Here is a 23,593-nt window from a genome sequence, read left to right on the forward strand (position 1 = left end):
AACTTTGAGGAGAGGTTGTTATGAAATACAAGATTAGTGAGGTAGCGGCTTTACTTAACTTTTCCACTAACACAATCCGAAGATACGAAAAAATGGGCTATATTACTTCGAAACGATCTGAAACTAGTAACTACCGATATTATCATGAAGAAGATATTATCATGTTAATGAACCTAAAGTTATTGCGGAAGTATGATTTTACACTTCCGGAAATAGATGAGATGAAGAGCAGTGAATTGCCAGGGTTAATAACTGCATTTGAGAGGAAAATAGAGGATTTTGACAATAAGATTAGCTATTTAAAGAATTTAAGACATAGATTAAAAGATGATTTGGTTCTAATGAAAAAGGCGAATGGCTTAAACCATTGCTATATCAGAGATTGCGTTGATTTGTCATATGTACTTTATCAAAGTGGGGATAAGATTTTAAAAGAACCTAATAGACTAGTAACTGTACAAAAATTTTTGAATGTATCACCTGAGGTGCAAAGGATTTACTTAATACGAAAAGAAGACGTTGAAAGAGATCATATCATTTTAAATGCAGGTTGGGCCATAAAGAGCGTCCATTTAGAAAAATATCAGTTAGCACATAATGAATATACGGAAAAATATGATAAACGGAAATCTCTGCTCACTATGGCCAAGCTACCGTTAACTATTGACGAGGCCAGTAAGTCTAATAGTTTAAAGAAATTTTTACTTAATGAACCTTTTCAATATATGAAGGATCACAATTTACAGGTGACTGGTGATATTATTGGGATTGTAGTTGCCAATGTGTTGGAAGAGAATCAAGAGATACAGTATATTTTACTAGGTATTCCTATAACAAAAATGTAAGCGCTTTATTGACTTTGACATTGTGTCAACCTCCATAATACTTATGCAGACCTAGGAAAAGATGAAAGAGGAGGTGACACACTATTCGATTATTTAGGGATGTCCGATCTAGTTGAATAATGGCTGTTAAATAAAAATGCGAAAGCGGACGAATCCATTTAATCTCCTAATATGTCTTTGATGTGTGTATAAGAAACAAAGTTTAGGGATCATGAATTCCAAAATGAACTGACGATTTTTTAAAAACTATCACCAATTATTGAGAGGGGTGTAATAATGCAAAGTAAGTCTAGAAAAGCTTTTAGGAAAGTCCTTATATTTACAACGCTTTTCACCTTAGCCTTAAACAGTATTGGTGGTTTAGCATTAGCCAGTGACACATCTAACAGCAGAAAAATTGATGTATGGGATTTTGGGGGAATCCAAACGCCGGGGGAATTATACAACAACAATATCACACCCGATATTCTTGACAAGAAAACCACCATTAAATCTGGTACATTTGAAACCACTTCTTATGGTGATTTAACCGTAGCTAATCCAGTTACAAGTGACAGGTCTTATTATGATAAAGCTGATGGCACGACTGTCGGTGATAACTCCTCTGGTAGCTGGGAAAATCAAGAGCACAGTTATGAGGATGGATATCAATCAAACGGCGTTTATTACGCAAATGGTACGGGAGGTACAGAGAGAAGGTTTTTGACTCTGGAGCATGTGGTTGCAGGAGATAAAATTACGGTATATGGTGGCACAAGCAATGGAGATGAAACCATCCACTTCGTTCACGCAGCGGTAAGTATAGACGGTTCAAAAGTAACGGTAACACCGGATACTTCGGAAGTTCAGGATAGTGCTGCTGATTTTACTAGAACAGCACAAAAAGTTGAGTTTATAGCACAGTATTCCGGCTCCTATCAAATTTATGTTTCAGCGACTTCAGGAGGAAAGCCTTGGTTTCATCGAGTAGTTAGAACTCCTGGAGTTAAGGTAAGTGGCGCTGTGAATGTAAATGGCAGTGATATTTCTACAGATTATGCACTTACGTTTACGAATCAGGCAACAGGTGATACAACAACTGTGAATATGAATGCAGACAATACCTTTGATGCAGTTTTAGCAACTGGTTATGAGTATATTGCCACTTTAAAGGATGTTCCGGAATACAGATTTACTGATGAAACCAAGGTAGTTAGCACGTCAACGTCTGATATTGCAATGGGGAAAACGATTAGCTTAGATGTTGTGGCTAACCAGCTTGTCACAGTAAGAGGGGATATTATGGGCTTTGACAGCAGTTATGATGTAAGTAAATTACAAATCAAGTTTCATCCTGAAGAGGGTAGCCTTGCTTCACCAGTTACAGCCACAGTTAATACACAGGACATGACATTTACAGCTGATGTTCAGGATGGACTGCTGTATACAGCCGTTATTTCTGGTGTCAATGATTATGAAGTTGTTGATGGTGATCGTATAAATGTAAGCGCTGACACTATTCAGGATATTACAGTTGATAAAAAACCAGTATACACGGCAACAGGTACATTCCAGGGATTATCATCAACAGCTCAAATTTCAAGTATGACATTTACTAATGTTGATGATGGATACGTGTATTCCGGGACCGTTTCGAACGGAGGTTATACGGTTAGTCTCAGAGACGGAGTGTACAGCGTTACAGCGACTAGTTCTGAGAATGATAGCACAAGCACTCACGTCGTTATTAGTGGACAGGATACGACAAAGGATATTCTGTTTGTTAACCATTCGGAGCCAGAGCCCCTTTCATGGGTTGCTGACTTATATGTTGGTGATAGCTCAAAGGAACATAACTATCAAACAGTGAAGGAAGCTCTTGCTGTAGCGGAAAGAATGAACCCGAGCAATGAAGAGCAGCGAATCACCATTCATATTGCGCCGGGGGTATACAGGGAGCAGCTTGTAATACAAACTCCATACATTTCCCTTGTGAATTCCAATCCAAACCCAACGAGTGATCCAAATACGCAAGTGAAAATTACGTGGTATTACGGTATTGGATATAAATATTACAGCATCGGCGATGACGGCTTTTATGATGAAGAGAAGGCATTTGATCAATATTCCAAAAATACCGCCAGTAAATGGGGAGGTACTGTGTATGTCACCAGTGCTGCAGAAAACTTCAAAGCTCAAAATATCATATTTGAAAATTCCTTTAACAAATATGTGACAGATGAGGAATTAGCAGATGGTGTGGAGTTGGCCAATGTAGCGGGAAGCTCTATAAATGTAGAAAGAAATTCTTTTACTGATGTTACGTCAAAAGCAGCTACAGAAAGAGCGGCAGCAATGATCATGGAGGGAGACCGTACAGAATTTTTGAACTGTCGTTTTCTTGGAAGTCAGGATACCCTTTATACAGGTACGAATCGCAGTTATTTTAAGAACTCTTTTATAGAAGGCAACACAGATTATATATTTGGTGATGGGAACGTAGTATTTGATAATGTTACATTGAATTTTGCTGGTTACAGTGAGCAGGCTGTTGGCGGTTATATAACAGCAGCGAAAGATACAGCTTCCTATGGGTACCTGTTTAGGAACAGTACAATTACGGCAGACAGTAAAAAGCTGTTTTCACCTGGTTATTTCGGAAGACCATGGGGAGCAGGGGCAAAAGTAACCTTCTTAAATACTAAGCTTCAGACAAGCGATATTATGAACCCAAGCGGTTGGCATGAGATGTCTGGCAATCAACCTGAAAATGCAAATTATGCAGAATACAACACAACTTATAATGGTAAAGCTGTCGATACATCGCAAAGAAGAGTACCCGTTTTGACAAAAAAACAAGCAGACGCAATAAATGTTGAGAATTACCTCGGAGGGTGGAAACCATCTTACTATTCAGCTGACAGTGATGCTGCCCCGACATTTAAGATTAATCCTTTCTTTACAACAGATGATGATATTAATATGCCTTACACCGGAAACACGATTAGCTTAGGTTATGAGTTTAAGGATCCAAATGATAATCAAAACGACAGTTCGTTAATCCAGTGGTATAAGGTAAGTCCTGATGGAACGGAAACGTTAATCCATGCAACAACAGCGTATATCTCAAAAAATTATAAAATAACTAGTGCCGATGAAGGTTATTATATTAAGGCTGTTGTTACACCGGAAACCGTTAATGGTTTAAAGAGCACTCCGATGTCTGTTCAGCTTGACAATTTGGTTAAAGCTGGCTCATCCGGTGGCGGAGATAATGAAATTCCGGATGGAGAGCGTGTAAATATTTATGTAGCAGGTGATTCGACGGTTAAGACATACGGTTCATCATCAGACTTAGGTGGCTGGGGAGAATATTTACAGAGCTTTTTCAATTCCGATAAAGTGAATATTGTGAACTATGCGAACGGAGGTAGAAGCTCGAGAAGTTTTATTAATGAAGGAAGTCTTGATAAAATTGCTTCTACTATTACAGCTGGTGACTACTTGCTGATTCAGTTTGGACATAATGATTCATCAAATCAAACTGGATATCTTTTAGATAGATTTGTCTCTATGGGAGAATCGGATGAACATGGTATTTACCCTTCTGTTCCGGGTATGAAGGAAGCAACGCCGGAGAGCCTTTCAAAATATGGGCCAGAGTATTTTCCATATACAAGCGGTACCTTCAAGTGGTATTTGCAGCAGTATATTGATGTAGCAAGAAATTCAGGTGCCACACCTATTTTAGTAACTCCGGTTTCAAGACAATATTTTAACTCCGATGGAACGATTAGGCCTCATCATGATGCAACGGATACTACAACAGGAACCATAACAACGTCCAATAATGCTTATGTAAAAGCCGTTGAGCAGTTGGGTGAAGAGCAGGGTGTTGAAGTCATTAATATGTTTGATTTGACAAAGGAATCCTTTGAAAAGGCATATAAAAATGATCCTGCAGCCAATAATGGAGTCTCTCCTGTAGCTAGGGCAATCATGAATCCTGCAGATTCAACTCATAATAATAAAATTGGAGGATTTTATAACAGTGGTTTACTAACCAAGGGAATACAGGATCTTGGATATAACATCTCCAGCTACATAATTCCACCTGTAAGAGTAGGCGCTGTAGACGGTAAGGGGAGTGTACTATTTGAAGTTAATTCACGCAGCGAAGTAAGTGTTTTTACTCGTGATGAAAACGGCGTTTATACAAAAGAGTTAGATAACTATTGGACGAATGAAACACAAGCTTTAATTAACAGTCTATCTGCTGTACCGGAACAACCTATTTCAATCGTACAACCAGGAGATATAGCTGTAACTCAAGGAAATTCAGCCGAACTTCCACAAACTGTAAAAGCGGTATACAGTGATGGAACTCAAAAGGATGTGGATGTGACCTGGGATACGGTTGACACTACAAAGGTTGGAACAGTGAAAGTTCACGGAACCGTAGACGGTTTTGCTCCGGGAGTTATCATAAAGGTGACAATAACAGCAAAAACGACTGATCCTACTTCAACCATTTGGATTGTTGGCGATTCAACCGTAAGTGCCTTCTCAGACAACTACTATTATCCAAGATATGGTTGGGGGACTCACATCGAAAACTATTTGGGTGGCTCATACACTATACAAAATCTTGCATTGTCAGGAAGAAGTTCAAAAAGCTATATCACTGATCCTGAGTATCAAACGTTACTAAACGGTATGAAGAGCGGAGATTACTTATTAATAGGTTTTGGGCATAACGATGAGAAGCATGAAGTTGACAGATATACAAATCCCAATGGAACCTATTCGGATCAGGGATCCTTTGCGAACTCTTTGTATGAGAATTATATTAAGCAGGCTCAAGCGGCAGGAACTCAAGTCATCTTGACTACCCCAATTGTAAGAAGAACAGCAACTGGTGAGTGGAGTAATTCGAACCTTCATATTACAGCCGATTCTGGAGAATTTGAAGGTGGAGATTATGCACAAGCCATCCGAAATTTAGGCGTTGATTTAGAAATTCCAGTAGTAGATATGACAACATTAACGAAAAATGTATATGATCAATTAGGTCCGGATGAAACGTTGTATCTACATTCATGGACATCGTCGAAATCGGAAAGTGTAGATAATACCCACACTAATATATGGGGTGCTGCCTATCATGCACACCTTATCACCAAGACGATTAAGGTATTAGGCATTAGTGGGCTAGCTGAGCATGTAATTGATACACAAGCACCAACGAAAGCAGATATACTCGTTTCTAATCCAAATTACGAGGAACCATCTTATACAGGTGAATTGCCGCAAAGTGAGTTATGGGCTGACTATGGAATTTGGAAAGGTACGGTTTTTGGTAATGTTGGTGGTAGTCCAAATACGGACAATCAAACTTTAGAAACCGATGATGGTGGAAATATGCACATCGCTGTTAGGAATAATAAGGGGAAAATTGCTAGTAACGTGGATGGGCTTGCGATGTATTACTATAAGGTTCCTGCAAACAGTACATTTAAGCTGACTGCAAAAGCTAAGATTAATCGTTTTGAATACAACGATCAAGTATCCTTTGGTTTGATGGCCAGAGACGAAATGTACATTGATTCGAATATGACGACAGCTCTGGGTGATTATGTTGCAGCAGCACCTTTGAAACTGACAAAAGCAGCAGACGGAAGGTATTGGAATTCCTTTGCAAGGAAGAGTGGAGTGCTTACTCAAGGTGGAACGGCTGAGAGCCCAATATCCCCAGGAGATACGGTTAACCTTCGGATTGAGAGCAATTCAGATGGCTATGCTGCTATGTTTGGGACTGAAGCTACGATTACGGGAGGTTTTGATTTTAAATTAACAAGTCTTGATTCCGATTACGTTTATGTAGGAATGTTTGTAGCGAGAAATGCTGACATTACCTTCAGTGACATCAAACTAATCGTTGATGGTGTTGAGGTGATTAAAGAAGATACAACAACTCTATGGAACAAAGGAAAGTTAAAAACCTCAAATGTAACAGATACAGGCCTCACTTTGACCTGGAGTGGGGCTAGTGACAAGGTTAGCGGTTATAAAGTATATCAAGATGAAACTGAACTTGCTACCGTTACAGAAAGCAGTTATAAAGTATCGGGGCTGGCAGCAGGAACAAAGTATACCTTTAAGATAGAAGCAATTGACGCAGCAGGTAATGAATCTACAACAGGGCCATCAAAGTCTGTCAAAACAAAAAAGAAGGAAAAGCGGTAATAGTGAGGGGAGTGGGACTTCGGGTACAACCAGACCTTGTGCAGCCAGTCCAGATACTGACATAACTACGAACAAAAAAGGCGTAAGGGTCTAGCTGACCGATATCAGATCATGCGTTGGACTTAGATGAAACGACGGTATGAGAGGTTGGGGGGTAGTCACCCCCACCTACTCGGGTGTCAATCTTAATCATCTGAATTGAGTGAATAAATATGGTAAGGGTTTGCCTATAACCTGTGACGGTGAAAACGCCTTAATGACATATGGATGGAATTCTGCTTACATACATGATACATCATTGAGTCTGGTGGAATGTGATAAAAATGGAACAGCCAAAATAGCAGTAGAAGGGGACGGGAAGCATCGGAAACCGATTTCCGCTTTCTAATAGAAAAAACCATCTGCCAAAGACAGATGGTTAGATTGTAGACAAAGTCCTAAAACGGTTTTTGTTTTAGGACTTTGTCATCTTTTCAGCGTGATTGAAAACCCTTGAAGTCTAGGAAGGACGAGCATTGGAGCGGAGCGAATGTTATGATTCGTGAGCACCAACGCGCAGGACTGACAACGAATGCGAGGGTTTGTCGACACGCTGACCTTCTGCCAAAGACAGATGGTTTCGTCTTACACAAGCTGTGTCTGCTGAGCTCTTGCCTGTTTTGCGGCTTCGACCATGTTTTTCAATGCGGCAACCGTTTCTTCCTGCTGTCTTGTTTTCAATCCGCAATCTGGATTGACCCAGAAGCGGTCAGTCGGACAGACGGCAAGCGCATCAACGATGATGTCGTACATTTCTTCAGTTGATGGCACACGGGGGCTGTGAATGTCATAAACACCCAAGCCTAAGCCCTTCAGATACGGATGCTCTCTTAAGTAATCTAAAAATCCTCCGTGGCTTCTGCTGTGTTCGATTGTAATCACATCAGCATCAAGATCATTGATCGTATCGACGATGTCTTCGAAGTTGCTGTAGCACATATGCGTATGGATTTGCGTCTCGTTTTTGACGGATGAAGTGGTTAATCTGAATGCTTCCGCCGCCCAAGTCAAATACTCATCCCAATCTTGGATTTTTAATGGCAGGCCTTCGCGCAACGCCGGTTCATCCACTTGAATAATTTGAATGCCTGCGTCTTCAAGCGCTTTTACTTCTTTGCGAAGGGCGAGCCCGATTTGGAAGGCGATTTCTTTTCTCGAAATATCGTTTCGAGGGAAAGACCAGTTTAAGATTGTAACAGGACCGGTCAGCATTCCTTTCACATGCTTGGATGTCAGGGACTGTGCATATACTGTGTCTTTCACTGTCATCGGTTCAATAAATTCAACATCTCCGTAAATGACTGGCGGACGGACACAGCGTGAGCCGTATGATTGAACCCAAGCGTATTTTGTGAAGGCGAACCCGGCCAGTTTTTCACCGAAGTATTCGACCATGTCTGTCCGTTCAAATTCACCGTGAACAAGGACATCAAGTTCCAATTCTTCCTGAATATCAATCCATCGTTTTGTTTCTGCATTGATAAAGTTTTGATACTGTTCATCAGACCACTCATTTTTCCGCCACTTTTGGCGCGCGCTCCGCACTTCAGCGGACTGCGGGAAGCTTCCGATTGTAGTCGTCGGCAAAAGCGGAAGGCCAAGAGATTCATGTTGCACGGTTAAACGTTCTTCAAACGGAATTGGGCGCTTAAAGTCTTTATCGGTTAGTTGCTCAAGCTCTTTCTTTTGTTCAGAATGTGCGCCTGTTGCAAACTGTTTGAGCGCCTGGATATCAGTTTTCGCCTGCTGAATCTGTTCGCTGATCGCCGCTTTTCCTGATACCAAGCCTTCTTTCAAAGCTGTCAGCTCGGCTAGCTTTTCTTTTGCGTAGGATAAGCCGTTCAGCAGATCCTTCTCCAGGTGCTCATCAGGGTGCTTCGCTACCGGAACGTGCAGCAGGCTGCTGGAAGGCTGAATCCACAGTTCATCAACCTTTGCAGTGCTCATAATGTCAAGAGCGGCATCAAGGCGTTCCTCGAGATCCGCTTTCCAAATGTTGCGTCCGTCGATAACGCCGGCTGCCAGCACTTTGTCTGCTGGAAACCCGTGTGTTTTCAGCTGTTCCAGGTTTCTGCCTTTATCGTGAACGAAATCAAGGCCAATTCCTTGTACCGGGTAAGAGATCAGCTCTTCATACGCATCAACAGAATCAAAATACGTCTGCAAAAGCACATTCAAGGAGGAAAGCTCATCTGTGATGCTTTCAAATAATTCTTTTGCGCCGCTGACATCCTCGCTAGAGGCGGTGACGAGCGCTGGCTCATCGATTTGAACCCATTTTACGCCTTCTTCTTCAAGCTCTTTCAAAAGCTGTACATATAACGGGACTAGGCGTTTTTGGATCGCTTTTGCTTCAGACGGTTCATATCCCTTAGCAAGCGTAACGAACGTATAAGGTCCGACAATCACAGGTTTGGCCTCCACACCGTATTCCTGTTTGATCCGGCGATAGTCTTCAAGCTGTTTGTTTCTTGTCAGGCGGAATTCGATGCTCTCGTCATATTCCGGAACGATGTAATGGTAATTTGTATTAAACCATTTTGTCATTTCACTGGATACAGCGTCTTTTATTCCGCGGGCGATCGCAAAGTATGTATCGGCAGCGTCAGTCAAATGTCTGAATCGTTTCGGAATCCAGTTGAAGCTGACGGCTGTGTCAAGTACATGGTCATACTGTGTGAAATCAGAAACAGGCACAACATCAATCTGCTGGTCAATTTGTGTTTTCACTGCGGATAAAAAAAGGACGTCGATTTGTTTTAAAAATGTATCTTTATCCGTGCTGCCTTTCCAATACGCTTCAAGTGCTTTTTTCCATTCTCTGTTCAGTCCGATTCTCGGAAATCCTAAATTCGATGTTTTGATGGTTGTCATTGTTTCTCCTCCTTTTTATGTAAAACACTCTCGTTAACCCGCGGATACAGGCTGCTAAGAGGTTTTTTTACGACTAAAAAGCCTCTTTCCCATGAGAGAAAGAGGCTTTTTGCGTAAAACACTGCCTCTCTCATCTCTCAGAACAATCTGATGGAATTAGCACCGTGCCTTATGAGACATCAGTCTCGGCGCGAAAAGCAGTGCGCCCCATTTCACAATGGAATTACGGTCGGTTGCTGTTGGGGTCAAAAGGCCAATCCCTCGCCCAACTCTCGATAAGAGAAAATGTTATTAATTTTTTGAAAAGTTAAATCATTTGTTGGTAATCTTAACAGTAATCCAAATTTGTTGTCAACACAGAATTTGAAATTATATTTACTATATTTGGATTATGTTATATAAGAAAAGTAATTTTATAGGGCCATCAAATGTGATTGCTCTGCTTTTTCTGCCAGTTCATCAGGAGCGGTTAAATATAGGAAGCCATTACCTGCCAGCGTTTTTGCAATATCAAGAGGGAGTGTTCTGCGGATCAGCTGTGCATAAACCTCAGTTTCAGAAAGCTTTCTTTGAAAAGATTCTTCTTCATAGCTTTTGATTAAAGCAAGCGCTCCGCTGACATGAGGGGCAGCCATTGAAGTGCCGGTGAGTCTTCCGTACTTCTTGTTAGGAAGAGTCGATAAGATCTGTTCTCCCGGCGCCACAAGATCAATCTCTTTATTTGCGTTAGAAAATTCAGATAATTCACGCGCTATGGAAACAGATCCAACCGCGATGACTTCATTATAAGCCGCAGGGTAGGAAAGTTCTTCTGTTCGTTCATTTCCGTCACCTTCATTTCCCGCTGCGCAAACGACAAGCACTCCGTTTTTGACGGCGTTTTTCACCGCTTCTTCTAATTCTGGCACATCGCTCGGTCCGCCAAGGGACATCGAGATGATATCAACTTTCTGTTCCACCGCGTAGTTAATGCCGTTAATAATCCATTCGTATTGGCCGCTTCCGTTTGCGCCGCCCAGAACCTTTACAATCAATAGGCTTGCCTCAGGCGCGACTCCGGCAATGCCGCCGTTTGAATCGTTAGCTGCAATCGTTCCGGCGACGTGTGTGCCGTGTCCGTTGTAGTCGGAAATCACATCTTCCTTACCGCCGTCATCATCAGTGAAGTTTTTTCCGCCGATGATTTGGCTCTTTAAATCTGGATGGCTTGTGTCGCATCCCGTGTCCAATACTGCAATTTTTACATCTTTGCCTTTTACCCCTTTTGCCCACATTTCTGGCGCTTTAATCACTTTAATGCCCTCAGGAAGCTCGTTTACATCCATGATCTGCTCATTCGTCACATACGGGATCAAGCGGATTTCACCATTCATAAAAAAGCCCTCCTTTTTTATGCTTGCAAGTGGATTCAAGGGTGTTGCCTCATATTATATGAAAAAAGCAACCGCTCGGACAGAGCCATTTGAAGCATTTTGAAAAAAAAAGGATACATCCCAAAGAATGATCAATTGTCAAAATATTGGATGTTTAAGCGTGTATGACTGGGATTCAGCTGTCAGTCAAGTTATAATAGTGTTGGGGAAAGGAGCGGTGTGAGTGATGAAACTGAATGAAAAGTTATATGCATTTTTTTCAGAGCATGTGGAACAAATGGCAGAGGAATGGATTGAAACAATGGAGGAAAGTGATCCGAATTCGCTTTACGCCTTACATAATGCATCTGTAACGGAAGAATTGAAAGAGCAGGACAGAGAGTTTTACAGGCATCTGAATAACATGTATGTTTTGCCGGAAAAACAATTTCTCGAAGAATTTCAAGAGTGGGTTATTGAACTGACGAACGATCAAAAGCATCTCGATACTCCGGTTCAGTATGTGATTCGGGAGTTTATGAGAAACCGGAGATTATATACGAAGTATTTTGAGAAGTTCGCAAACGAAAATGAGTCGGCGTTTGAACCGGAAGAGAAACAAAGATGGGCCGATTTGATTGTGAGAGTTTTTGATTTTACCATTTATACATTCGTCGATCACGCTGAGGCGAATGCCAAACAGCAGTTAAACGCCCAGAGAGAGATGATTTTGGAATTAAGCTCGCCTGTCATTACCCTGAGCAAATCAACAGCTCTGCTGCCGCTTGTCGGAGACATTGATACTGAGCGGGCAAAGTTCATTCTGGAGAACACGCTTCATGCTTGTGCAAAAAGGCGTGTGGAGCATCTGTTAATTGATCTATCAGGTGTGGTTGTGGTTGATACGATGGTGGCGCACCAAATCTTTAAATTGATCGAGGCGCTCACTTTAATCGGTGTCAGGTCAACCCTGTCAGGAATCAGGCCGGAAATCGCGCAAACCGCTGTACAGCTGGGGATTGATTTTTCGAATATTACAATTAAGACTAATCTTGCCCAGGCTTTAAACTATCATCAATAAGAAAAAATCCGCTATCATCGCCGATAGCGGATTTTTTATGAGGCAAAACATAAGGATACGAGAAAAGATCCTGCGAATACTAAGAGAATGAGGCACAAGAACAGCCAGTCGAGGCGGTTAACGGTAAGTGTCCTGTAATATGTCCGGTTTCTGCTTCCTGTAAACCCTTTCGATTCCATTGCGAGCGCTGTCCGCTCCGCTTTTCTGATGGCGCTTGCCAAAAGCGGGATGGTATACCGCTTTAAGGCGCTGATTTTCTCAATAAACCCACTCTCTGCCGCTCCTCCTCTGATTTTATGGGCCTGCTGGATCAGCTGGATTTCTTCCTTTAACAAAGGAAGAAAACGAAAGCCTGCAATAACGCCATATGCGAGCTTTGGTGAGAGCTTGCACTGCTGGACAAGGCTCAGCATAAATAAAATCGGATCGGTTGTAAAAACAAACATCATTGATAAGGCGGAAAAGCACAAAATCCGAAAACCGAGAGAGATGCCGACAGAGACATTATCACTGTTGATCGAGATAGGGCCGGCCTGAAACAAGAAATTATCCGGAGTTGTCGGAACCTTTCCAAAAACAGCGGCTGTCCATACGCACCCGAATGCCAAAATCAAAAACGGAATCGTAAACAAAAACCATTTTTTCAATGGGATGTTGGCCGCCACTAGGACACCCGCTACGATGATGACATAAAAAAACGCAGGGGTGTAAGGGTTGTAAATGAACGACAGCATGATGACACAGCAAAAAACCGCCGCCGCTTTTACTGCCGGATTAATATGATGTAACGGCTGTTTCATCACGCACCTCCTTCTGGCAGGCCATCCATTCATATAAAAGGGGAAGGGTAAGCTTTGCTTTTTGGACAAGCCCCTTTTCCTGAGAAAATAGCTGCGCTGGAGATCCGTCAAAAGCCAGGTTCGTATCGTGCAGGACAAGGACGCGGTCGGCATACGAAGAGACAAGCTCCATATCATGTGTAATCATAAGGACAGCGGTTCCTTCTTCCTTAATACGCTGAATCATGTCCATACATTCAGCCGCCGTGCGGGCGTCCTGGCCAAAGGTTGGTTCGTCTAATAATAAAACCTTTACGTTATGCATGAGCATGGTGGCGACGCTCAGTCGCCGTTTTTGCCCTTGGCTGATTGCAAACGGATGATGATCAGCCAAATGCGCAAGACCGAAACGATGCAGCAGATGCTGCGCTTTTTTCTCAGTTTCAGCATTTACTTTCCGGCCGAACAGCAGCTCGTCATATACTGTGCCGGTGACGAACTGATGCTCCGGGTTTTGAAAAACAAATCCCATTCGTTTTCGCAGTTCAGTTTCTTTATACGATTGCAGTGGCTTATCATATAGAAGAATCTTTCCGCTTTTCGGCTTCATCAGACGTGCCAGGATGGATAAGAGTGTTGATTTTCCGGTGCCGTTAGGGCCGACAAGCGCCGTCAAAGTGCCTTCGCGCAATGAAAAGCCGATGTCTTCGAAAATCCTCTGCTGCCCTCTTGCGAACGAAAGGCTGTTGACTTCCAGCACACTCTCCCCGAAAGGAACTTTCTTCTTTTCAGCATGGCAGGGAGGAAAGGGCTCTTTGAACAGTCGCTCTTTTGATAAAGTAAAAGGGATGCTGCGCTTTTTCTGCAGGTCACACACTTTTGGAATTGCGATACCTAGTTTCTTTAAGGTTTCCGCTTCGTGCTGAAATACAACTGCCGTTCGGCCATCCAGCGCTTTTTTTCCTTCTTTGTCCAGTACAATCGTTCTCTCAATCCAAGGTATCCATTCATCAAGCTGGTGCTCAATGATAAGGAGGCTGAAGCCTTTTTCCCGCTGAAGATCTTTCATCATATGAACGAACTCCCGCGCTGAATAAGGGTCTAAAAGAGAAGTCGGCTCATCTAATATAATCAGCTCAGGCTCCATGGCCAGTATACAGGCAAGAGCAACTTTCTGTTTTTGTCCTCCTGACAAAGTGGATATCGTTTTTTCTTTTATATGTGGAATGCGTAATGTGTTTAAAACGGCATCGACCTTCTCTGTCATCTCTGCTTTTGGGATCTGCAGATTCTCGAGCCCGAAAGCGATTTCGTCCTCTACCGTCAGCATGCAAAACTGCTGATCCGGGTCCTGAAAGACGACGCCGGCATGCTGAGCAACAGATTCGGTATCTGTGACCGGTTGTTGAAATAAAAACACATGTCCGGACTGTATGCCGTCGCAAGCCTCCGGGTAAAGACCGTTTAAACAAAGGGCGAGCGAGCTTTTTCCGCATCCGCTCGGTCCTAACAATAAAGCGCATTCTCCTTTTTGAAGCGCAAACGAGATGTTTTGAAATACCGGTTTCTCGTCTTCTTCATAAGAGAAGCTGAGCTGGTCAACCGTCAGAAGCTTATCAAAGGCTTGCATGTTCTGATACCCGTTTCCGTTTCTTTTTCAGTTCCTTTCCGAGCGCCACTCCGTTTAACACACCCGTATAAGCGAGAGAATCGCTGACAGCTTTCCCGAGAAGTCCCGCAAGAAGCGCGCCGGAAGCAAGACGGATCATGAGCAAAATGAAAAGATAGCCTGGTGAATAGGCGATATAGCCAGAAACAAAAAGATTATAGATAAAGCTGGCTACTGAAGATCCCATTCCCGCCAGCATAAGGACTGGAAGAGAGTATGCTTTCCAGCGTGTCGCGAAAAATACAGCTTCAGCCCCGAGACCTTGAACGATGCCGATGACGATGACCATCGGGCCGGACGGATTTCCCAGCAGGCATTCAACGAGAGCGGCGATCACTTCAGAAATAAGCGCCGCACCCGGTTTTCGAATCATGTACGCGGCAATGATAGAAACGATAAACCAAATGCCATAAATCGGTTCATAGGCGATTGGCCCGAACATACCTGCAAGTACGTTTCCAAAATGCGTAAATAATAAATAAACAATGGCAAAAACGATACTGATAACGGACATGATGACAATTTCTTTTACTTTCCAGCTTTTCATTTTATCCCTGCTTTCGGTTTTTTCTTGATGGACTGTTAGCTGAGAGATTCACAGTCATGGTAACATGGTTTGTTTGCTGCTCAGCCATGCGGAAAACGGCTTCCAATGTCCTGAATACGTCATGCGCATCCCCGTCAAGCTCACTCGCGTAATGGACACCCTGTACGAAGGTGCCTTCTGCTTTCGCAATGTCGACAGCTTCCATGATTAAGCCCATATAATCCGGCTCATTCATCGGATAAAGAGCTAATTGGCAGGGCGCTTCCGCTTTCAGGCTCCGGATAGCCTCTTCATTGACACGCTTCTCGTCTGCGGAAAGATATGTATCTCCTTGGGTATCGCCCGGGCATCCGATGGAAAACGTCCCATTCATGACGATGTGTTTTTCGCTGTTCGCCGCATAAAGATAAATCGCTTTGGCAACGTCGAATACATGATCAATTGAACCGCGCAGAACTGTGCTGATATGATCGGTTTTCGCCCAAACCTTAGATGTATCGGTTTTATTCAGTGCAGACTTGATCACACTGATAAAATCATCCGACATCGGATATAAAGAGAACCGAAAACCGGCAATTCTGCTTGTGCCGCATAAGTGTTCCATTTCTTTAACCCCCTGTTTTTTTGGTAAAATAAAAAACTGCATATCCTAAGGGAATATGCAGTCATAGACCGATTAAGCGCACAAAAAAATACACCATTCGGTCAACCTGCACTTCCCCACGCTGGTATTATCCAGATCGGGTCATAAGGGATCAAAGCGCGTACTCTCGCGCTTTATCTCAGCCAAAAACAGCACCCCTAGTGCTTTCCGTATACAATTTTTTATGTTGACATCATAATAGATGATCAGAATCATTTTGTAAACAAAGAAATCATTTTTTTCATATTCCTCTCGTTTTCCTTTCATGTTGAGGATGTAAACTATACTCACAAAACAAAGGAGGAATCAATTATGCTTAAGAAAAGAAGATAGTTGGTCTTTTAGCAGGGTGTTTAGCGGCTGGTGGATTCAGCTACAACGCGTTTGCGCAAGAAAACAATGAAAATACACAGACTGCCGCTGCAAATCCTGAAGCACTTACTGAACAGGAAGCAGAATCAATTGCCCAAACGGTTGTTGACGGAACAGTGGACGACATTGACAGAGACATTTACAACGGCAGATAAGTCTATGAAGTGGAGATTGAAAAAGACGGGGAAGACTACGACGTTTATGAGGACATCAATTCAAAACAAGCGCTCAATGACCCGTTAAAGGAGAAAGCAGAACAAGTTTCCATCACAAAAGAAGAAGCTGAAGAAATAGCAGTAAAGCAAACAAATGGAACCGTAACAGAAAGCAAGCTTGACGAAGACGACGGCGCTTACATCTACGAAATTGAGATTCAAACGAAACAAGGCATTGAGGCGGAATTTGACATTTCCGCAAAGGATGGACGGATCGTTAAGCAGGATATAGACGACTAATCATTCAGCGTGTCCGCAAACCCTCGCATTCGTTGTCAGGACTGGCTTCGGTGCCCATGTGGTATGAAAGGAGCGGCGGCTAAATGCTTAGGCGTCATGCCTAAACACCGCCGTCATCACAGCCTGTGAAGTCCGCTTTCATACTCGTCCTTCCTAGACTTCAAGGGTTTTCAATCACGCTGAAAAGATGACAAAGTCCTAAAACAAAAACCGTTTTAGGACTTTGTCTACAATCTGGAACCCCCGTTAGCAGCGGGGGTTTTTCATGATAAGAAAACCTTCGTTTGGACAATCTAAGCAGAAAAGGAGGCGAAACAAATGGAAAAGAAAGAGGAGCAATACATCAATCAGGCTGAATATGTCCCTCATCCGACAAAAGAAGGAGAATATGCTTTATTTCTTCATGAAACATATCATTTGCTCTCAGAAGATGATGAGACGGAAACAACAGAATAAGGGCTTAGGCCCTTGTTTTGTTCCGTAAATTTGATGAAAACGCATTAATTACTTTTTTTTGTTGACACAGCTTGTTTTTTTCTGTAATCTCAGTGTGTCAATTCAATTAAGAACTTCGTTAGGTGAGGCTCCTGTATGGAGATACGCTGCTGCCCAAAAATGTCCAAAGACGCCAATGGGTCAACAGAAATCATCGACATAAGGTGATTTTTAACGCAGCTGGATGATTAAATCAATCCTATGCCATACAGTGCTAAAGCTCTACGATTGAAGGCGCCCGCACGCTTTTTTGTCGTGCTTCTTTCTCCTTCAATCCCGAAGGCTTTTTTTATGCCTTGAAAACGAAACTGATCAAAGGAGGTGCGGAGTATGGATTCTCCCCATTCGAGTCAATCTGAAGAGGTACCCATATACTATGACAGCAAGACAATTGATTACACGATGAGGAGACGATCTGCCGCACCTTCAGGCGAGGCCGGCACGTCTCCGTAGAGGAGGTACGAGTCCCGATGGTTCAAAACATGACCTATGACGAACTCATTTTACGCATCATTATTTTATTGCGAGACGGGAAGATTAGGGATTTCAGAAGCGTTATTGATGAGCTTCAGCCCTATGATATGGCGTTTATTTTCAAAGAAATGCCGGAAAAACACCGCGCCCGCTATTTATCTTATTTAACTGTAGATGATATCACTGATATGATCGGGGAGCTGGAACGCGAGTATCAGCTTGCCGTCTTAAATAAAGTCGGAAAAACAAAAGCAACACTTGCGATGAACAAAATGGACAACGATGACCTCGCGCAATTGCTTGAAGAAATGGACGAAGAACTAAAGGAACAGCTTTTGTCCAGCATGGAAGCATCAGAGTCCAAAGCTGTTCAGCTTTTGATGAATTATCCAGCCGAGTCAGCGGGACGCATGATGACAAACCGGTTTGTGTGGATTCCTCAGCATTACACCGTGAAAGACGCGGTCATCAAATTGAAAAGCTTTGCCGAAATTGCTGAATCGATCAACTACCTATATGTCATCAATGAAAGCAAACAGCTGGTGGGCGTGCTATCCTACCGTGATTTGATTCTGGGCGAACCTGAAGAAAAGGTGCAGGATTTAATGTTTACCCGCGTCATATCTGCAGACGCTCTTCAGGATCAGGAAGAGGTTGCCCGCCTGATCGAACGTTACGATTTCTTGGCGATTCCGGTTGTGGAAGAAAACAACGTGCTTGTCGGCATTGTAACAGTAGATGATATTATCGACGTTGTCATACGGGAAGCTGATGAAGATTACGAAAAGTTTGCCGCTTCCGGTAAAGACATCACTTTTGACACAAAGGCGTATGTAGCGGCATACCGGCGCCTGCCATGGCTGATTTTGCTCTTGTTTATCGGGCTAATTTCCGGAAGCATTATCAGTTATTTTGAAGATGCGCTGCAGCAGGTTGTCGCGCTGGCTTTTTTCATGCCAATGGTGTCAGGGATGACAGGAAATACGGGGACACAATCTCTTGCGGTTGTCATCCGAGGGTTGTCTAAAGAAGAATTGAACAAAAAAACGATTGTGCGCCTGATCTTCCGTGAATTCAGAACAAGTATTTATATTGGAGCGGTTTGTTCAGTGCTGATTGCAATTGTTTCCGTCTTATGGCAGGGGAACGCGCTGCTGGGATTTGTTGTCGCTTCTTCACTGTTCTTCACTTTAATTATCGGCACAATGTCAGGAACCATTATCCCAATAATTTTGCACAAGCTGAAAGTAGACCCGGCGATCGCTTCAGGACCGCTGATTACAACGTTAAACGATATTTTGTCATTATTAATTTATTTTGGCATTGCCACTGCATTTATACACTCATTATAAATGACAAAAGTCCGTCTCAATTGTGAGTCGGACTTTTATCATTTAACGGTTTTTGTACCGAAAGTGCGCATTAAGCTGCCCCTCCAGCATTTTTTTCCGCACTTGCGGATCGTTTTTTACCATTTGCTCTTTTTTGCGCATATCCTTTAAAATCTCTGCCGTCTGTACGCCGTCTTCACGTTTATTGGCAATATCCATCAGCCGCTCCACATCGGCAAAAGAATATTTTCTCGTTCCTCTTGAAGACCGCTGCGGATAAATGAGCTTTCGTTCCTCATAATACCTGATCTGTCTTACGGACAATCCTGTCAATTCACTCACAATTCCGATTGAAATCACTTTTTTGTCTTTATAAGAATGATCTTCTGTGGTCATTTTTCCACCCCTGGCTGTCTTTTGATAATAGTATATAAAAAACAATGAGAAAAAACCTGACACTTGTCATATTTTCTAACATCAAAGAGAAGATTTTTGAAAAAACACGGAAGAAAAATTAACAAGAAGAATGCGTCACACACAATCGCGTTTTATCCTTTATGTAATGAATGACTGAGGAGGAAGGATAATCATGAAGGAAGAAAAAGCGGTCTCGCTGGCAAAAGAAATTATTGAATTGGATATCAAGCGTGATGAGATGTTGGAGATGTTTATGCAGCTTGCCGGAGAGCATGCTTTACAATTATTAAGATCAGTTCAAAACGGACATTACCGACAATCTTCGTCATCATAAATTCTTTACATTAGATTCATACCACGTTCATGTAAAAAGAGTATCTTGTGTATAGGATACCTCATAATGAAGGAGGACGCTATGAGTAATTTATTAAAATCAGCTTTAGAAAAAGAAAGACGCCACTATTCTGAAAAACTCTTTCAAATTGGAGTTTATAATAAAGAAGTCATGAACAAAATGACGATTTCCGAATTGCGGAAGGAATATGCGTATTTTTTTCGCAGCATTCCAAATCACAAAAAATATCCTTATACAAGATAATGTATAAGGATTTTTTTGCTTTTAGAAGGAATTTCTCGAATGATAGCGAATACATATAGTAAGGGTCTGAACTCTTATTATATGTAAGGGTTTTCATTATTTTTTTATAAAAATCCTATATACGAGGTAGATATGATGAGATTATCGTTTAACGAAGAAGAAGTTGAGCGTGCGATGAATTTGTACAGAGTTTTTGCGAGGGCTTTCAAAAGTGTGTCTGAACATAGTATCCGTGACAGCAAAGAGCATGGCTTTAATCCCACTGAATTTGCTGTATTGGAGCTTCTCTACACAAGAGGCCCGCAAAAATTGCAGCAAATTGGGTCGAGACTTCTGCTAGTGAGCGGAAACGTCACATATGTCATTGACAAATTAGAAAGAAACGGGTTTTTAGTCAGGGAGCAGGACCCGAAAGATAAACGCTCTGTTTACGCGCATTTAACTGACAAGGGAAATGAGTATTTGGATAAAATTTATCCGATTCATGCACTGCGTATTGCGAGAGCGTTTTCAGGCCTATCGCCTGATGAACAGGACCAGCTGATCGACCTGCTGAAGAAAGCAGGCATTCACAGCCAGCATTTGCTGTTTCGTTAACCAGTTACACTCTCTGTGTCAGGGAGTGTTTTTTGTTTCTTATAAGCCTTTTTAACACATCTTCTATCTTCCGATCAGAGATTTCGCTGAGATATTCATTGACATGTTTTTCATATTCTTTCACCTGTTCATTCGATTGGAAAAATGCCGCAATACGTTCTTCCGCTTGCCGCATGTCCCAATTCCTCATATCAGTGACAAGCTTCCGTTTGTTTAGAAGATTCACATTCATTTCCTCCTGGCCTGGAAGCGCATGATAAATAAAGACAGGAAGCCGTTTCTGTAAGCATTCGCTGATGGTCACGCCCCCGGGTTTTGTCATAATGCCTGACGCTTGTTCGTATAAACGATTCATCTCTGCTTTGCTGTGAAGGTAGGAAATCGCCTCAATCAAAGGGTGGCGTAAACTTTTGACATAGCTGTAGAGCTTTTCGTTCCGGCCGCATAATATTTTGTATAAGATGTTTCCGCCTGGCGACAGATCCTGAACCCATTTCAAAATACCCCCGACTCCCATACTGCCGCCTGTAATGATGATGGTATATGGAGGATGATGCTGACAGATGTCATCTGATCCTCTTTCAAACATCCGGTGAACGGGAATGCCAGTCATGAATATGTTTTTCTGATCGATTCCTTCAGACATGAGCTGCAACTTGATATCAATACTCGGAGCAAAATGGTAATCAATGTTCTCTCGTCCCCATAATTGATTCACAAAAAAATCGGTATATACATTCACAACCGTCATATCCGAATATTCAGGCTTTAGCCGATTTAGCAAATAGGAAGGCAGCGCATGTGTGCAAAAGGCGATATCAGGCTGCTTTTCATTAAGGATGTGTCTCATTTGTTGTGTGAACAGCCATTCGTACATGGTATAGCGTTTGTCAATCTGATATTGGCCGCAGGCGAGGAGCCTGTAAATGCCGCTGTACGTTTTCGGGAAGTGCTGAATCCATTTTAAATACGCCTCAGAAGTCAATTTTTCTAATCGTTTATATGTGTGTGAAAAGATATCCATTTTCTCAGATGCGAATCCTTGAGAATCCAGTTCAGCCTGAAGGGCATCTGCAACATGGTGGTGCCCGGTGGAAATGCTTAAAAAAGGAAAAATGAGAATGTTTTTCATGATGGTCCTCCTAAAAAATATGGCAACTATATTTTGGGGAGAATGGTCACAAAATATAAGGGTGTATTTGATCATAAGGAAGTGAAGAGATGAAAACCTGTTTCCTTTCCATTTGGAGAGTGATTGACCCGATTTATTTCTTTTTTTCAAGATTAACCTTGATTGACAACGAGCGAAAAAGTGTCTTTCGTGTCAGGTTGACGAAGTACAAAGGGCATCATGTTGTGCTGAGCGACGGAACGCATATCAGAAAAAATGATGTGCTCGTGAAAATCCACCTGCACAACATTAAGCTGGCCAGAGAGCTGCAAAGCATTGAGAGCGCCGTCAGAAAGGGGGTCATTATCTATCAAAAAGTATATCAATCGATGCCGATTCTTTTGGATTACATCAACAATCATAAAAAAAGAGAGAAAATCAAAGGAATCATTGGGATTACGATGCTTGACAAAGGCGTGGAAAGACTCGGCTTTGACGTGGTTCCACCGATCAACCCCTTTTACAGATGCTTTAAAAAGATGACCCATCTGCCAATTTTATATGTAACGTCAAAGCCAGCAAGCTTGCGGCAAATACCGAATTCATCCTATTTGTTTATCTCAAAAGAAAAGCTTGAGAACACTTACCAAAAAAAAGACTGATGCTTTGGTCAGCACAGTCTTTGATTAGATCTGATGAAATGTCACTTCAGGCCGGCTTCCGACACGGATATTTACACCGGTTTGTCCCAAGCCTTCGCTGATATAAAACGGTTTATCATTGTGATAATGAAGGCCTTTAATCATGTTCATACGCACGAGCTTGCCCATTTTCACCAAATGATACGGTTTGGGCCAGTGAATTTGCCCGCCGTGGAAATGGCCTGATAGCAGGTAATCAAAATGAACATCTTTCATATCCAGAATAATGTTTGGGTCATGTGTCAATACGAGCTGATAGCCATTTTCTAAATTTTGATAAGAGCCGGTAATATTACTGCGTTTCGTGCTGTAATCATCAATGCCGATAATATTGACAGGCCCTGCGGCCGTCTCGATTTGAACATGTTCATTTTGGAGCGTGACGCAGCCGTTTTCCTCTAAAACACGCTTCAGTCTCTGAAAGTCCTTATCTTTCAATACATAATCATGGTTGCCGAACACCGCGTACATTCCATATGCAGGTTTCAGCTTTTGCAATGCATGTAAATAACCCGCCAGCTTCGGAATATTGCGTTTCCGATCTAGAAAATCTCCGGTAAGCGCAATGATATCCACAGGCTGATTCTTTGTTAAACGATATAGCTCTTCAGGTGAAACAGAAATGTTTTCTAAGTGAAAATCTGATAAATGAAGGATATTCAATTTTTTTCTGGCTGGAAGGCCGTCTTTTTGATCAATTGAAATGGTGTTGACCTTCACATCTTTTGTATTGCGGTTCGCTCTATATATAAATGGCACAGATACGAGTATTATGGCCAATGAAAGTAAGATTGTAAACAACGTATATCCCCTCCCTTCTATCAGTATAGTAAGTGGTCGTACCTTAAAGATAGCGGGAATTAATGGGTAGCAGACGGGGTGAAAACGGATTGTCTTCTGATGAATGTTTTGGAAGGGAAAAGGGATAATAAATTTTGACACATGAGGCAGAACATGCCGGATATGGAGTCAGAATAACAAATGGATG

General features: G+C 42.3%; 19 protein-coding genes, 2 pseudogenes and 3 riboswitches. Of the genes and pseudogenes, 12 read left to right on the plus strand and 9 right to left on the minus strand.

Features of this window, described 5'->3' with window-relative positions; translation table 11 throughout:
* Positions 1-20 precede the first annotated feature (20 nt).
* The 3 genes and pseudogenes from SC79_RS02330 to SC79_RS21645 all read left to right on the plus strand — a co-directional run.
* A complete protein-coding gene (locus SC79_RS02330; RefSeq protein WP_039073710.1) occupies positions 21-845 on the plus strand; it encodes a MerR family transcriptional regulator in 825 nt (274 codons plus the stop codon).
* 276 nt (positions 846-1,121) lie between these two features.
* Entirely contained in the window at positions 1,122-7,070 is a 5,949-nt protein-coding gene (locus SC79_RS02335; RefSeq protein ID WP_039073711.1) for a pectinesterase family protein, read from the plus strand.
* Between the two features lie 268 nt (positions 7,071-7,338).
* Positions 7,339-7,458, plus strand: a pseudogene (locus SC79_RS21645) (histidine phosphatase family protein); the annotation flags it as partial.
* Between the two features lie 236 nt (positions 7,459-7,694).
* Here the strand turns inward: SC79_RS21645 and metE are convergent.
* A complete protein-coding gene (metE, locus tag SC79_RS02340; RefSeq protein ID WP_039073712.1) occupies positions 7,695-9,983 on the minus strand; it encodes a 5-methyltetrahydropteroyltriglutamate--homocysteine S-methyltransferase in 2,289 nt (762 codons plus the stop codon).
* Positions 9,984-10,110: 127 nt separating this feature from the next.
* Positions 10,111-10,265: riboswitch (SAM riboswitch) on the minus strand.
* A 131-nt stretch (positions 10,266-10,396) separates the two neighbouring features.
* Positions 10,397-11,356, minus strand: a complete 960-nt coding sequence (gene isp, locus SC79_RS02345; RefSeq protein WP_039073713.1) for a serine protease Isp — start codon at positions 11,354-11,356, stop codon at positions 10,397-10,399.
* Between the two features lie 226 nt (positions 11,357-11,582).
* Between isp and rsbRB the strand changes: the two genes are divergently transcribed.
* Positions 11,583-12,416 (plus strand): RsbT co-antagonist RsbRB, encoded by an 834-nt coding sequence (rsbRB, locus tag SC79_RS02350; RefSeq protein ID WP_039073714.1) that lies wholly within the window; start codon positions 11,583-11,585, stop codon positions 12,414-12,416.
* Positions 12,417-12,451: 35 nt separating this feature from the next.
* On the opposite strand, the gene SC79_RS02355 is transcribed toward rsbRB, so the two are convergent.
* From SC79_RS02355 to SC79_RS02370, 4 genes are read right to left on the minus strand one after another with little or no spacing between them, the layout of a single operon-like run.
* A complete protein-coding gene (locus SC79_RS02355) occupies positions 12,452-13,216 on the minus strand; it encodes a CbiQ family ECF transporter T component (protein ID WP_039073715.1) in 765 nt (254 codons plus the stop codon).
* Positions 13,191-14,825 carry an ABC transporter ATP-binding protein gene (locus tag SC79_RS02360; protein WP_039073716.1) on the minus strand — a complete coding sequence of 545 codons (1,635 nt, stop codon included), beginning with the start codon at positions 14,823-14,825 and terminating at the stop codon, positions 13,191-13,193. Before SC79_RS02360 ends, SC79_RS02355 begins: the two co-directional genes overlap by 26 nt.
* Entirely contained in the window at positions 14,812-15,411 is a 600-nt protein-coding gene (locus tag SC79_RS02365) for an ECF transporter S component (RefSeq protein ID WP_039073717.1), read from the minus strand. The genes SC79_RS02360 and SC79_RS02365 overlap by 14 nt, the downstream gene beginning before the upstream one ends.
* A gap of 1 nt (position 15,412) precedes the next feature.
* Positions 15,413-16,015 (minus strand): Ykof family thiamine-binding protein, encoded by a 603-nt coding sequence (locus tag SC79_RS02370; protein ID WP_039073718.1) that lies wholly within the window; start codon positions 16,013-16,015, stop codon positions 15,413-15,415.
* Positions 16,016-16,111: 96 nt separating this feature from the next.
* Positions 16,112-16,224: riboswitch (TPP riboswitch) on the minus strand.
* Positions 16,225-16,383: 159 nt separating this feature from the next.
* Here SC79_RS02370 and SC79_RS02375 point away from each other — a divergent pair.
* The 4 genes and pseudogenes from SC79_RS02375 to mgtE all read left to right on the plus strand — a co-directional run bounded on the left by SC79_RS02375 (position 16,384) and on the right by mgtE (position 19,202).
* A pseudogene (locus SC79_RS02375) lies at positions 16,384-16,881 on the plus strand (PepSY domain-containing protein).
* Between the two features lie 318 nt (positions 16,882-17,199).
* Entirely contained in the window at positions 17,200-17,337 is a 138-nt protein-coding gene (locus SC79_RS19735) for a transcriptional regulator SplA domain-containing protein (protein ID WP_052245555.1), read from the plus strand.
* Positions 17,338-17,444: 107 nt separating this feature from the next.
* Positions 17,445-17,616: riboswitch (M-box (ykoK) riboswitch) on the plus strand.
* Positions 17,617-17,706: 90 nt separating this feature from the next.
* Positions 17,707-17,829, plus strand: coding sequence for a hypothetical protein (locus tag SC79_RS21485; RefSeq protein WP_010330178.1), 123 nt, complete (start codon positions 17,707-17,709; stop codon positions 17,827-17,829).
* A 17-nt stretch (positions 17,830-17,846) separates the two neighbouring features.
* Positions 17,847-19,202 (plus strand): magnesium transporter, encoded by a 1,356-nt coding sequence (mgtE, locus tag SC79_RS02380; RefSeq protein WP_039073719.1) that lies wholly within the window; start codon positions 17,847-17,849, stop codon positions 19,200-19,202.
* Positions 19,203-19,244: 42 nt separating this feature from the next.
* Here mgtE and tnrA read toward each other — a convergent pair whose 3' ends face one another.
* Positions 19,245-19,577 carry a MerR family transcriptional regulator TnrA gene (tnrA, locus tag SC79_RS02385; RefSeq protein ID WP_003239028.1) on the minus strand — a complete coding sequence of 111 codons (333 nt, stop codon included), beginning with the start codon at positions 19,575-19,577 and terminating at the stop codon, positions 19,245-19,247.
* 193 nt (positions 19,578-19,770) lie between these two features.
* Between tnrA and SC79_RS19745 the strand changes: the two genes are divergently transcribed.
* The 3 genes from SC79_RS19745 to SC79_RS02395 all read left to right on the plus strand — a co-directional run bounded on the left by SC79_RS19745 (position 19,771) and on the right by SC79_RS02395 (position 20,793).
* On the plus strand, positions 19,771-19,932 hold the full coding sequence (locus tag SC79_RS19745) for a hypothetical protein (RefSeq protein ID WP_052245556.1): 162 nt from the start codon (positions 19,771-19,773) through the stop codon (positions 19,930-19,932).
* 81 nt (positions 19,933-20,013) lie between these two features.
* Positions 20,014-20,196, plus strand: coding sequence for a stress response protein YkoL (gene ykoL / locus SC79_RS02390; RefSeq protein ID WP_039073720.1), 183 nt, complete (start codon positions 20,014-20,016; stop codon positions 20,194-20,196).
* Positions 20,197-20,328: 132 nt separating this feature from the next.
* Positions 20,329-20,793, plus strand: a complete 465-nt coding sequence (locus SC79_RS02395; protein ID WP_014113553.1) for a MarR family winged helix-turn-helix transcriptional regulator — start codon at positions 20,329-20,331, stop codon at positions 20,791-20,793.
* A 4-nt stretch (positions 20,794-20,797) separates the two neighbouring features.
* On the opposite strand, the gene SC79_RS02400 is transcribed toward SC79_RS02395, so the two are convergent.
* Positions 20,798-21,925 (minus strand): MGDG synthase family glycosyltransferase, encoded by a 1,128-nt coding sequence (locus SC79_RS02400; protein WP_039073721.1) that lies wholly within the window; start codon positions 21,923-21,925, stop codon positions 20,798-20,800.
* Positions 21,926-22,014: 89 nt separating this feature from the next.
* On the opposite strand from SC79_RS02400, the gene SC79_RS02405 reads away from it, so the two are divergent.
* Positions 22,015-22,566: a YkoP family protein gene (locus SC79_RS02405; RefSeq protein WP_039073722.1), complete on the plus strand. Its 552-nt coding sequence runs from the start codon at positions 22,015-22,017 to the stop codon at positions 22,564-22,566.
* 24 nt (positions 22,567-22,590) lie between these two features.
* Here the strand turns inward: SC79_RS02405 and SC79_RS02410 are convergent, their stop codons facing one another.
* The gene (locus tag SC79_RS02410) at positions 22,591-23,406 is read right to left on the minus strand and encodes a metallophosphoesterase (protein ID WP_039073723.1); all 816 of its coding nucleotides are present in this window, start codon (positions 23,404-23,406) and stop codon (positions 22,591-22,593) included.
* Between the last annotated feature and the right edge of the window lie 187 nt (positions 23,407-23,593).

Source organism: Bacillus sp. MSP13, from assembly GCF_000815295.1.
Lineage (GTDB): Bacteria > Bacillota > Bacilli > Bacillales > Bacillaceae > Bacillus > Bacillus vallismortis.